Source organism: Flavobacterium pisciphilum (genome assembly GCF_020905345.1).
Taxonomy (GTDB): domain Bacteria; phylum Bacteroidota; class Bacteroidia; order Flavobacteriales; family Flavobacteriaceae; genus Flavobacterium; species Flavobacterium pisciphilum.
The window spans coordinates 522,759-535,503 of sequence record NZ_JAJJMO010000001.1 but is presented as its reverse complement, the minus strand read 5'-3'; the positions used below and the strand labels follow the sequence as shown (position 1 = coordinate 535,503).

Annotated in this window: 14 protein-coding genes; all 14 read right to left on the bottom strand. The window is 33.9% G+C overall.

The genetic code is table 11. From position 1 onward, the window contains the following. Nucleotides 1-12: 12 nt before the first annotated feature. Nucleotides 13-807 (bottom strand): helix-turn-helix domain-containing protein, encoded by a 795-nt coding sequence (locus LNQ49_RS02285; protein ID WP_229987167.1) that lies wholly within the window; start codon nucleotides 805-807, stop codon nucleotides 13-15. Between the two features lie 49 nt (nucleotides 808-856). Then, nucleotides 857-1,420, bottom strand: a complete 564-nt coding sequence (locus LNQ49_RS02280) for a YdeI/OmpD-associated family protein (protein ID WP_229987166.1) — start codon at nucleotides 1,418-1,420, stop codon at nucleotides 857-859. After that, nucleotides 1,421-1,870, bottom strand: a complete 450-nt coding sequence (locus LNQ49_RS02275; RefSeq protein WP_229987165.1) for an SRPBCC domain-containing protein — start codon at nucleotides 1,868-1,870, stop codon at nucleotides 1,421-1,423. A 51-nt stretch (nucleotides 1,871-1,921) separates the two neighbouring features. After that, nucleotides 1,922-2,617 carry an alpha/beta hydrolase gene (locus tag LNQ49_RS02270; protein WP_229987164.1) on the bottom strand — a complete coding sequence of 232 codons (696 nt, stop codon included), beginning with the start codon at nucleotides 2,615-2,617 and terminating at the stop codon, nucleotides 1,922-1,924. A gap of 71 nt (nucleotides 2,618-2,688) precedes the next feature. Then, nucleotides 2,689-3,162 carry a DUF1440 domain-containing protein gene (locus LNQ49_RS02265; protein WP_229987163.1) on the bottom strand — a complete coding sequence of 158 codons (474 nt, stop codon included), beginning with the start codon at nucleotides 3,160-3,162 and terminating at the stop codon, nucleotides 2,689-2,691. 39 nt (nucleotides 3,163-3,201) lie between these two features. Beyond that, the gene (locus LNQ49_RS02260) at nucleotides 3,202-3,711 is read right to left on the bottom strand and encodes a DinB family protein (RefSeq protein WP_229987162.1); all 510 of its coding nucleotides are present in this window, start codon (nucleotides 3,709-3,711) and stop codon (nucleotides 3,202-3,204) included. A 29-nt stretch (nucleotides 3,712-3,740) separates the two neighbouring features. Next, nucleotides 3,741-4,121, bottom strand: coding sequence for a VOC family protein (locus LNQ49_RS02255; protein ID WP_229987161.1), 381 nt, complete (start codon nucleotides 4,119-4,121; stop codon nucleotides 3,741-3,743). Between the two features lie 91 nt (nucleotides 4,122-4,212). Beyond that, nucleotides 4,213-4,422, bottom strand: coding sequence for a hypothetical protein (locus tag LNQ49_RS02250; RefSeq protein ID WP_229987160.1), 210 nt, complete (start codon nucleotides 4,420-4,422; stop codon nucleotides 4,213-4,215). Between the two features lie 18 nt (nucleotides 4,423-4,440). Next, complete coding sequence (locus LNQ49_RS02245; protein ID WP_229987159.1) at nucleotides 4,441-4,815, bottom strand: DoxX family protein; 375 nt, start codon at nucleotides 4,813-4,815, stop codon at nucleotides 4,441-4,443. A 192-nt stretch (nucleotides 4,816-5,007) separates the two neighbouring features. Further along, nucleotides 5,008-5,748 carry a GNAT family N-acetyltransferase gene (locus tag LNQ49_RS02240; RefSeq protein ID WP_229987158.1) on the bottom strand — a complete coding sequence of 247 codons (741 nt, stop codon included), beginning with the start codon at nucleotides 5,746-5,748 and terminating at the stop codon, nucleotides 5,008-5,010. 63 nt (nucleotides 5,749-5,811) lie between these two features. Then, a complete protein-coding gene (locus LNQ49_RS02235) occupies nucleotides 5,812-6,417 on the bottom strand; it encodes a Crp/Fnr family transcriptional regulator (RefSeq protein ID WP_229987157.1) in 606 nt (201 codons plus the stop codon). A 261-nt stretch (nucleotides 6,418-6,678) separates the two neighbouring features. Further along, nucleotides 6,679-8,097 carry a TolC family protein gene (locus LNQ49_RS02230; protein ID WP_229987156.1) on the bottom strand — a complete coding sequence of 473 codons (1,419 nt, stop codon included), beginning with the start codon at nucleotides 8,095-8,097 and terminating at the stop codon, nucleotides 6,679-6,681. A 130-nt stretch (nucleotides 8,098-8,227) separates the two neighbouring features. Next, complete coding sequence (locus tag LNQ49_RS02225; protein ID WP_229987155.1) at nucleotides 8,228-11,389, bottom strand: efflux RND transporter permease subunit; 3,162 nt, start codon at nucleotides 11,387-11,389, stop codon at nucleotides 8,228-8,230. 11 nt (nucleotides 11,390-11,400) lie between these two features. Continuing rightward, a complete protein-coding gene (locus tag LNQ49_RS02220) occupies nucleotides 11,401-12,543 on the bottom strand; it encodes an efflux RND transporter periplasmic adaptor subunit (RefSeq protein ID WP_229987154.1) in 1,143 nt (380 codons plus the stop codon). Between the last annotated feature and the right edge of the window lie 202 nt (nucleotides 12,544-12,745).

The following is a 12,745-nucleotide window of genomic DNA, read 5'->3' as shown; positions in this document are numbered from 1 at the left end:
AAAAAGCATGTACTATTCCATTACAACTTTTTCTTTATATGATTTTGGGGCTATTTTAGTGTGTTTTTTGAAAAAATTAGAAAAATAAAAAGGGTCGTTAAAACCTAACATATAGGCAACTTCTTTTACAGATAATTTCTCGTAAGTAAAAAGGCGTTTTGCTTCGGATATGATTAATCCAAAAATTACATTTTGTGCCGTTTTGTTCGTATGTAGTTTTGAGAGTTCGTTTAGCTTTGATTCAGTTGTACCTAGGCGCGTAGCAATATCATTTACAGATAAGTTTTTCTCAAAGTTTTTAAGTATTGTTTCTAAAAAGGCAAGGAATAATGCATCGGGTTTATAAATTTCATCACCACGATTTATTTTAGAACGGTTTATTTCTATGAGGATCAATTCGATTCGGCTGTGTGTCGAAATTAGATATTGATATGGAGTTTGAATTACTTCTTTTTCAATTAATTGCAGCTCTTGCAAGATCATTTGACTGTTATCTACTGGAATAACTTCATTCATTGCAAAATGACAAAACAAGCCATTATGAAAGATTAACTCGATATCATTATCATTTTTACAGAAGTAATCATAAGTAAATTCAAGAATGATTCCTTTTGCATTATGAATATTTTTAAAATAATGAATCTGACCAGAAGTGATAGTAAGTACCGTATTTGCTGTTAATTCAAATTCATTTTCATCTACAGAAATGGTTACTGATCCCGAAGTACAAAAGATTAATACATATTTTAAAATTCGTCTAGGTTTCTCTAAACCAATAGTATTGTCAAAAGTTTTTATATCAATCATGTCTTTGAATTATGATTTTACTTCAGTCAAAAATAAGAATAAATTCAGGTTAATTTTTCCATTTATTTTTAGAAGCTTCACTATCAGTAATCAGCTCGTTGAGGCGTTTAATTCGAGTAGCTTCTTGCTTGGCACTCATGACCCAATTTTTAGAAACTTTTTTATAGGAGGGAGCTAGATTTTGAAAGTAATCCCAAGCTTTTTTATTGGCTTTGAATATTTTTTCAAATTCTTCTGTGAAGTGAACTTCGGCAATTTCGTGAGTATATATTCTGGATTTGTCTTCTTTACGCAATTTAAAACTGGCAAGTCCTGCAGGTTGCATTAATCCTTGCTGGGTTAAATCTTCGATTTTCTGGATATTAATGGCACTCCAGATACTTGTTGATTTCCTAGGTGTAAAACGAATAGAGTAGCTGTCCTTGTCTATTGACCTACGAACACCATCAATCCATCCAAAGCAGAGCGCTTGGTCTACAGATTGTGACCATGTCATGCTGGGTTTATTGCTATTTATTTTATGAAAACCAACCAGTAATTCAGTCTCTAGTTGATGATTTATTATTAACCATTTTCTAAATTCAGATTGATTTTCAAAAAATAATGCTATCATTTAATTTGTTTCTACAAGTTTTTTTATTTCTACTAAAATCGGATTCCAGCCTTCACCATTATTTAATCCTTCGCAATATCTTCTTTGACCGTCTGCCACTTTTGAGTAATCGCCTTGCGAAACATTCAAAATTGTTTTACCGTTATTTTCGGTCAATTCATAAGTTACATTGAGATAATTCTCGGGTATGTCTGCAATGGTAGAATTGGGATCAAAAGTAGAATAAATAAGTTTCTTACTGGGTTCTATACTTACAATATGTCCTTTTACAAAAATCATATCTCGTCCTTCGTAATTGGCCTGCCAAAGAAGTTCGCTTCCAATCTTCCAATCAGATAGAGCTTCACAACCAAACATATATGCTTTAGTTTTTTCAGGATTTGTTAATGCATCCCATACTTTTAGAGCGGGAGCATCTATCTCGATACTGTTGTTAATTGTTAATTGCATTGCTATGATAATTTAAATTATTTATTCTAAAGATAGGAACAGAACTTAAAGTTATTCAAATGATTTTGCAGCTTCTAGAATTAGTTCTAGTACTCCTTTTGGGTGTGAAGCCAATGAGGCATGACTTGCATCGAGATGAATTATTTTCTTCGGATTCATTCTGTTAGCCATTTCTATTTGTGTTGCTGGTGGTATCATGTGATCATTATTGGATACTTGGTACCAACTAGGTTTGTTTTTCCATGCTGGTTCTCCAGATTCTGCTCCAAAGCAACTACCATGAATTGGTTTTTGCGCCAATGACATTGTTAAGGTTTCTTTTTCATCGAGATCCTGACAAAAACTTTTATGGTATTCATCATATTTAATCCACAAGTATCCTTTCTCGTCTGGGTATATGCTTGCTCCTCCAGCTGGTTGTTCTCGACGCGCAAATATGCCTCCTAGGCTTTCCCCTTTATCTGGTGCAAATGCAGCGATATAAACTAAACCTACTACTTTGTCATGATGTCCCGCACCGCTTATTACAGAACCGCCATACGAATGCCCTACCAATAATACTTTACCATCTTGTGCATCAATCAAATCTTTTGTTTTCTGAATATCATCATCTAAAGAGGTTAATGGGTTTTGTACACTTCGAACTTTGTATCCTTCTTTATGCAAAGCAGGAATAATATGTTGCCAGTGTGAGCCATCACCCCATGCGCCATGTACCAATACAATGTTTAAATCTTTTGTTGCCATGATAATAATTTTAAAGTTAAAATAATTTTGTTGATAACACTGGTTTTATCTTTTTGGACTTAAATGATTAATTATCTATTTGATGTGTATGCGTAGTATTTCTTTGTTATAAATGCGACAGGAAGTCCAATGCAAAACATCAGTATTAGGATTGATAATAGTAATGGGAAATCTAAATGTTTAGGTGGTAAAATCGGAAATGCTATTGGAAGAACGATTAGATTCATTACAATCCAAACAAAAATACCATATATAAATCCTGAGAGTAGGGTGTTCTTTTTTAAAAATGGGATATATGGATAAATTTTAAAGTAGAATAGTGCAAATAGGGTAGCAATTATAAAATGTATTCCTAGTCCATAAAAGGCCATTTTTGGGTCTCCAGAGTAGGCATCTTTTTTAAAAATACCACTAGCAATAGATAGTAAAATTTTAGTTGTTGTGGTTTTTTGCAGTATAACTACATAAATAATAATGCAGGAAATAATATCCATTGCGCCAGCGACTAAACCCGATAATAAAACTGTTCCAACTTTTGATTTCATATAGATGATTGTTTTTAGCGCTTAAAAAGAATTGGTATTCTACTTGTTTGTTACTGCTCGAAAAATAGCATTTAATTGCTTTATATGTCTTTGTATATGAATAAGTGTAAAATTAACCCATTCGTAAATTGTGAATTTTCCAAATGTTGGAATTTCAAAACTGAGACATGTTAAAGTTAAATCATAAGTTTCGGATATGTGTAATAATTCATCTTCAATTTTTTGAAGAGATAAAGTTAGCGAATTTTTATTGTATTCAATATCCTGAGGCATAATGAATTCCGCTGCTTCCATTTTTATGCTAAAGTCCAGAAAAAGGGCTTCGATATCTTTAACTTTTTCATCAGGTTTGCGACTGGTCTTTTCGGTAGGACCGCTACACATTTCAGGGAATCCTGAACTTGCCATTATTAAATGTTGCACAACTTGTCCTGCTGTCCAACTCCCTTTGTATGGTGCTATATTTAATTCGCTCTCAGAAAATGAGGAGAGGATTTCATTTAATTGTTCAAAGGTTTCAGTGATTTTTTTTTGAAGCTTCGTTTTCATCCTAATTGATTAATTTAAAATTATATTTATTAGCTGTTTAAAGTTGAAGTTATCCACCATACATTGCCAAAAGGATCTGTTACGCCACAGGTTCGGCCGTAATCTTGGTTGCTTAATCCCATTAATGATATAGCCCCATGTTCAAGTGCTTTTTTATAGGTTTCATCAGCACTATCAACATATACAAATAAATTTGCTGTTTGAGGTTTCCAGTCTTTGGATGCATCAGTAAACATTATGGTGCTTCCGTCAATTGTAATTTCGGAGTGAATTACTGTTCCATCTTCACGTAAGGAATGCATATTAGTTATTTCGGCATTGAAAACATTTTTTGTGAAGTCAATGAATTGCAGTGCACCATTTAAAATTAAATAGGGCATTACAGTTTGATGTGTGGTTGGGATTTCCATTTTTCCTATAATTTAATGATTAACAATAGAATAAAATTACAATATTTAATGCTTTAAATATTTAAAAACCAATTATTTGTATGTTATTTCGTTATGCAAGTACCTCACATAGATAGCCATAGGAGTTTAGCAACTTGATTATTTTTTTATTCGAAATTTTCAGATCATGTACCCGTAAAATTTTATCACAATCTTCTAAATCAAAATTGATGTTGCTATTTGGAAAATGTTCAAGAAGCTTTTCAACAATTATTTTTGATTGCTCTACTTCTTGAACATTTGTTTTGAAAACTTCTATCATGGTTTTCTAAATTTAAAACTAGATGCTCTTATGGCTTAATAGTTTGTGGTAATTGATGTAAGATATAATCAAGATTACCAGAAAAATTAAAGGGAAAAAGGCTTGAAAACCTGTTCCATCAACAGCAAAGTGGCTTATTGAAGCAAAAATAAAATCAAAAGCAAAACCTGCATAAGCCCATTCTTTAAGACGACTTGGCACTTTTGGGATTATTAATACTAGTACTCCTAAAATTTTAAAGACTACTAATGCATTTCCGAAATAGCCAGGATAACCTAAATGACGGATTCCTTCTTTTGCTAGTTCGGTTTGTGAAGTAAGTGCCGGCATGACTCCTTCAAATAAAAAAATGATAATGGTAGTTGTCCAGAAAATAATTTTTGTTGATTTCATTTCGTTAGTTTTTAAGTGGTTAATTAATTGCTTAACGAAATTACAAATATTGTTTTTATGTTAAATAGGCATTTACGACTATTTTGGGGGCGTATGGGACAATTGCTTTTTTATAGGTTTAATTGCTTTGCGGCAGTTTATAAAGATTATGAAGCCTACTGTAGTTGTGTGCTGTTTTTTACTAGGCTATTATTACTCGCTTTTTAAAATGTAGTTTTTTATGATAAACAAATCCTCAAATCCTAGTTTAGTATAGATTCCTTTTCCCATTACTGATGCTTGTAATAAAGCATATTCGGCATTTAAATCTATAGCAAGATTAAGAGCATATTTCATGATTTCTTCGGCAAAGCCTTTTCTTCTCATCTCAGGAATTACACCAACACCATGAATCCCTATATTATTTTTTGTTTGAAATAACATAAAAGTACCTATTGGTTGATTTTGGAATGTAACCAAATGGAATTGTACGTCCTTGTAATTGTGAACCAAGATGTCTTTGCTAATGATGTATCCAAAAGCATTTGGATATAAATCGGACCAGATTTTTGCATCTTGTTCATTTAAAATGCGTTTATATTGTAGTGTGTTTTGTAACTCAAATGGGTTGCCGAGTTGAAGCGCCATTGCTACTTGCTCCGTTTTTTTTACCAGACCTTTGGCTTCTAGTATTTCATTAGAATTTGTTTTATAAATGTCCCAATACGGAATCACCAAAGCTGGATTGGATTGTATTGTTTCAATTACTTTTTTAGTATTCTCTGGATTAATGTCTTGGGTAAACCATAACTTATTTGGCCAACCAGAATTTTCTATTTTGCAATATTCAAAATCTTCATTTTTATGGTAGGACTGGAAAGGGGCTCCTACTGTTTTCCATAAACTAGTAAGATTGTCAATGTTGTCTGTAATTAGATTTATATTTTTAGCCATTTTCAATACAATTTTAGTCAAAGATAAGACTGGTGTTTTATTTAAATCTTTACATATGTTGATTTAGGTATTTTTGTCTAAACTCTTTCTTATTCGGCTTAACTGTGTTGGAGTAACTCCCAAATGAGAAGCAATATGGAGTAGGGGAATTCTATGCAGAATGTCAGGATGTTTTGCTAGTAAGTTGAGGTATCTTTCGGTAGCATTTTCCATAACGATTGAAACCTCTCTTTCTTCTTTTTCGATTACCCAGTTTTTTTCGAGATAGGCAATATAATAGTTTTTTAAATCATCATTCTGGTTAATGAGCTCTCTGTATTTTTTGTAGTTAATAGAAATAAGGATACTATCTTCTAGTGCTTCGATTGTAAAATTGGAAGGAGTCTGTTGCAATAATGAAACTTTTGAGCCTGCCAGATAATCTTCGAGAAAAATGTTCTTGTTGTAAATGTTTCCTTCCTTATCGGTAATATAAGCTCTTAAAGCGCCTGTACAGATATAGTGCATTTCTTTGGCAACTTGTCCATTTCTTAAAAGGATTTCTCCTTTTTTTAAATGCTGGAATTCAACAATTTCTTTTACTAATTCCCATGATGTTTCTGTAATAGGAGCATAGCTTTGGAATTTTAATTTGAGTTTGTTGAGGTGTTTGTTTCTATCAATTATCATGCGTCACAATTATCTTATCAAATGTATTTAATTATGACTAAAATGTTTTAAAATGGAGTAACTATTTTGTGAAATTTAGTCTCTAGCCCTGTCCCGAAAGCTATTGGAAGGAACGGCATCCTTTTATGGTGGTCCCGATATTCATCGGGATGCTATAAAAGATACAGTGTACAGCAGGAAGTAGCTCCATAAAAAAAACGCCGTAAAACCGAAGTCTTACAGCGTCATCTCAAAAAATAAATAATTAACGGGTAATAGGTATTATTTCCATCCTCCACCAAGTGCTCTATACAACTCGGTATTGGCGGTTAATTGTTCGCGTTTTATATTGGCCAGTTCTAGCTCGCTTTGCAATATATTGGCTTGTGCTGTAATGACTTCTAGATAGTCAGCCATTCCGTTTTTAAAGAGCATATTTGAGTTGGAAATTGCTTGTTGCAATGTTTTTACTCGCTCTTTTAGAAAGAATTGTTGGCTTTCTAGTTTTTCAATTTTTACCAAAGCATCAGATACTTCGCTAACAGCAACTAGTACTGATTGTCTGAAGTTTAATACTGCTTTTTCTCTTTCGACTTTGGCAATATTGTACTGTGTTCTTATTTTTTTATTGTTTAACAAAGGTTGTGTTAATCCACCAAGCGCTGTTCCGAATAAGGAAGCTGGAATGTTAAACCAATTACTTGTTTCGAATGAATTTAGTCCTCCGCTTGCTGTAATTTTAAGAGAAGGATATAAGCTTGCTTTTGTGATACCAACAGTTGCATTTGCTTTTACCAATGCTAATTCAGCACTTTTTACATCAGGTCTTTGTCTTACTAATGATGACGGAATTCCTGCTGTTAAGTTTTGTTTTAACTCGATCGAATTCAGTGTAATGGTTCTTTCTTTTGAACTAGGGAATGTACCCGTTAATACGCTTAATGCATTTTCTTGAATAGCGATATTTTGTTCTAATAAAGGAATCAATTGGGCTGCAATTAGTTTTTGTGCTTCTGATTGTTGAATGGCTAATGATGTTACCTGACCTGCATCGTATTTTAATTTGATGATGAAGGTGGTACTGTCATTTAATTTCAAGTTCTTTTTGGCAATTTCTAATTGAGAATCTAGCATTAAAAGATTGTAATATCCTTTGGAAACATTAGAAACGATAGTTGTTTGTAATGCTTTCTTCACTTCTTCTGATTGAAGATATCCTGCATAAGCTTCTTTTTTCTGACTGCGAATTTTACCCCAAATATCAGCTTCCCACGAGAGTCCGATTCCTGCTGAATAGTCTTCGATATGACTCTTATTTAAAGATTGATTTAGATTATGTCCGTTGAAACTATTCTTAGATGGATTATTGATACTTCCGTTTATAAAGGCATTTACTTCAGGAATATTTCCCCATTTTGCCTGTGTTAATTGATATTGTGCAATTTCAATATTTTTGGTTGCAATTTGCAAATCATTGTTTTTTGTAATTGCGCTGTCTATCAGTTTTACAATGTCTTTCTCTGTAAAGAAAGTTTTCCATTCCATATTAGCAGTACTTGTTGTATCGCTTGAAGCGGATGCACCCCTGAAATTATCAGGGAATGCATCTTTTGGAACTTCAATATCCTTGGAAACTTTACAGGATATGAATGTTACGAGGAGTACTAGTATCGCAACAGTTTTTGTTATATAATTTTTCATTTTATATGGTATCATTAATTTTTTTGACATTTGTCTTCTGGTGCTTCAAGTACTTTTGAAACTTTCCAGGATATTAATGTAAAGACAACAAATACTGTTATCAGAACTGATGTTATATAATTTTCCATTTTTATTTTTCTTCGTTATGTATTACGGCTAATGATTTTCCAGAAACCTTTTCTTGTAAATGTTGGAATACGATAAATAGAACTGGGATGATTAATACCCCAAGAATTACTCCTGAAATCATTCCGCCCGCAGCACCAATACTTATTGAGTGGTTTCCTTTTGCAGATGGTCCTGTGGCACTCATCATTGGGATGATTCCCACTACAAATGCTAGTGACGTCATGATAATTGGTCTTAGTCTTAGTTTGGCAGCTTCTATCGACGCTGCGACTAATGATTTTCCTGCTTTTCTTCGCTGTGAAGCAAACTCGACAATAAGAATCGCATTTTTGGCTAGTAATCCTATAAGCATGACTAGGGCAACTTGTACATAAATGTTGTTCTCGATTCCTGTTAATCCAATTGCTACGAATACTCCAAATACTCCTACTGGGATTGATAGTATTACTGCCAATGGCAAGATGTAACTTTCATATTGTGCAGCAAGTAGGAAATAAATGAATATAAGACAGAGTAGGAAAATGGTTGTTGATTGTCCTCCTGATGAAATTTCTTCACGGGTTTGCCCTGAAAATTCATAGCTATATCCTGCTGGCAATTGTTGTGCAGCTACTTCTTCTATTGCTTTAATGGCATCTCCTGAACTAAATCCTGGTTTTGGAATGGCATTAATCGAAATAGAGTTGAACAAGTTGTATCTTGAAACTGTTTCTGAACCATAAATACGGGTTAGTTTTACCAAAGTATTTATTGGAACCATTCCGCCATTTTTGTTTTTTACAAAAACGTTATTGATTGATGATGGCTCGGCTCTATCTGCAATATCTGCTTGTACAACAACTCTATAATATTTACCAAATCGGTTAAAGTCTGATGCTTGTGCACTACCAAAATAAGCTTGCATGGTTTGTAGAATGTCTTTTACATTTACGCCCAATTGATCTGCTTTTTCATCATCAATATCCAATTGCAACTGTGGATAATCGGCTTTAAAGGTGGTAAATGCTACAGCTATTTCTGGTCGTTTCATTAGTTCGCCGATAAAAGTCTGTGAGATGCCACTAAATTTATCTAGTTTACCTCCTGTTTTATCTTGCAGTACTAAATCCAATGCTTCTACATTACTGAAACCCGGAACGGTAGGGAAGCTGAACACAAAGAAACTACCTCCTGAAATTGCACCTAGTTTTGCTTGCACATCAGCCATAATTTGATCGATATTTTTAATCTCTCCACGCTCTTCATTTGGTTTAAGCAATACGAAAATAACTGCCGATGATGGACTTGTTGAATTCGTTAATAAGTTAAATCCTGAAATTGCAGTAACGAATCTTGAAGGATCTAATCCTCTTAGTGTGTTTTCTGCCTCAGTCATTACTTTCTGAGTTCCATCTAATGATGTTCCTGATGGTGTATTAACTGCAATTGCAATAAACCCTTGATCTTCTGTTGGGATAAATCCAGCAGGAGTTGTTTTTACCATTAAGATTGTTGCAGCTGTTATTACTGCTAATCCTCCTAAACTAACCCATTTGTTACGAATTAAGAATCTTAAGCTCCCTACATAACGGTTGGTTAATGAATTAAAACTTTTGTTGAATCCTATAAAGAACTTTTCTTTAAATCCTTTTTTTGCTTCAGCATCATCATTATGTGTTGCATGATTATTTTTTAAGAATAAAGCAGCAAGTGCTGGACTTAAAGTTAATGCGTTTACAGCCGAAATTAAAATTGCAATTGCTAGCGTGAAGGCAAACTGACGATAGAAAACTCCTGTAGAACCTTCCATAAATCCTACTGGCAAGAACACGGCTGCCATTACTAAGGTTATCGAAATAATTGCTCCTGTAATTTCGTGCATTGCTTCATTTGTAGCTGCTTTTGGCGATAAATTTTTATGTTCCATTTTTGCATGCACAGCCTCGACGACGACAATGGCATCATCCACGACGATACCAATCGCTAGGATTAAGGCAAATAAGGTCAATAGATTTATCGAAAAGCCAAATAACTGCATGAAGAAAAAGGTACCTAAAATAGCTACTGGAACTGCAATTGCTGGAATCAATGTAGATCTAAAATCTTGCAGGAATATAAATACTACTATAAATACTAATATAAAAGCCTCTATTAATGTGTGTTTTACCTGATCTATTGATTGGTCTAATGAAACTTTTGTACTATAGAATACGTTTTGTTTTATTCCAGCAGGGAAGCTTTTAGCCGATTTTTCCATTAGCTTGTTAATAGCTACCTGAATATCGTTTGAGTTTGATCCTGCTAATTGTATAATACCTATTACGACTCCTTTTTTACCATTTAAACGAGTTAAACTGTTGTATGAATAGGCTCCAAGTTCTACTCTTGCCACATCTCTTAAACGTAGTATCGAACCATCGGCATTAGAGCGTATAGCTATTTTTTCATATTCTTCGGGTTTGGTTAGCTTTCCTTTGTACTTAATAACGTACTCAAAAACTTCTTTACTTCGTTCTCCAAATTTACCCGGAGCTGCTTCTAAACTTTTATCTTGTATGGCTTTCATCACCTCATTTGGTGTAACCTGATACGTTGCCATTTGTGTTGGGTTTAACCATACACGCATTGAGTAATCTCTTACTCCACCAAATATACTTGCTGAACCTACTCCTGGAATACGTTTTATTTCGGGAATAATATTAATTTGTGCATAATTGGCAATAAATGTTTGATCGTATTTTGCTTCATCTTCGGTATATAAACCAATACCCATAATAAAGCTATTTTGTTGTTTTGCAGTAGTTACCCCTTGCTGCACTACCTCTGAGGGTAGCTGACTTGTTGCTTGGGCAACTCTGTTCTGAACGTTAACTGCAGCTTGATCGGCATCTGTACCCAATTTAAAGAAAATTGTAATCGCTAGTGTACCATCATTACTGGCTGTTGAACTCATATAGGTCATGTTCTCCACACCATTTATAGACTCTTCTAGTGATGGTGCTACTGAACGCAAGACCGTTTCGGCACTTGCTCCCGGATATACTGCTGTTACCAAAACCGATGGCGGTGCAATATCGGGAAACTGTTGTAAGGGTAATTTTGTAAGTCCAAGTACACCCAATATCACCAATAGAATGGAGATAACAGTTGCCAGTACAGGTCTTTGTATGAATATTTTGAACATTTTTCGCTAAATTATTTTTTGTTAATTATTTGGGCAACTTTAGCAGTCGATTTCTCTGGCTGAATTACTTGTCCTTCCTGTAGTTTGTCGACACCGCTTAATACGATTTGATCACCAGATTTCACACCATCTTTAATAAGATAATCTGTTCCTGTTTTACCCATAATTGTGATTGGCATTTTATTTACCTTGTTTTCTTTGCTTAGTGTATAAACGAAAACTTTGTCTTGCATTTCTATAGTTGCAGATTGTGGAACCAAAATTGCATCATCATGCTGAATTCCTAAACGGATTTTTCCTGTGTTTCCTGAACGTAATGTCCCGTTTGCATTAGGGAAAGTTGCTCTTAGTGTAATTGCTCCTGTGTTTTTGTCAAATTGTCCATCAACCATATCGATTTTTCCTGATTGTGTATATGCATTACCATCAGCTAGGATTAATGAAACAGGAGGGAGGTTTTTGATTTTATCACCTACAGTATTTCCTGAATATTGTGTTTTGAAATTGATAAAGTCAGTTTCTCCCAATGAGAAATAAGCATATACTTCATGAACATCTGATAGTTTTGTTAACGGCTCTACATCAGATACTGAAACTAAACTTCCTTGTTTTTTTGGAAGTCTTCCTATGTACCCGCTCACTGGAGCAGTAATCGTAGTATAGCTTAGGTTGATTTTTGCCGATTCTACCATTGCTTTGGCTTGCTCAATATTTGCAGCAGCGATTCTATGTGAAGCTTTTGCAGTTTTTAATTGATAGTCTGAAACTACTTTGTTTTGTACAAGTGGAGTTAGCTTATCAATTTCTAATTGAGTATTGATTAATGCTGCTTCGGCTCCGTGAAGATTTGCTAGTGCATTGTTAAGTTGCTCACGAAATGGACGTTCGTTTATTTTAAATAATGATTGTCCTTTTGAAACGTATGCACCCTCATCGACTAAAACTCTGTCTAGGTTTCCGCTTACTTGTGGGCGAATCTCTACGTCAATTGTTCCTTGTATTGATGCTGGATATTCAGAATCTGTTGTAGCATTTGTGTTTTTAATTGCTAGTACAGGTAATAATGGGGCTGCAGGAGCTGGTGCTTGAGCCTTATCTGCGCATCCCATTACAACTAGGGCAAGCAGGATACTGGTTAAAAATATTTTTTTCATTTTAGCATTGATTTTAATTTGTTGAACATTTGAGTTATTTAAATTCGGATTGGGGTTTGTATTTATTTGATTCACATTTAATTGCATTAGGTTATTTAACGGTGTTAAGTAATAAGTTGTAAAAATCCATATAATTATTCCTTCCAGTTATAAGTGAATTATAATCGGTATTAAATTATTTATCACTGTTAAGTGAAGTTTT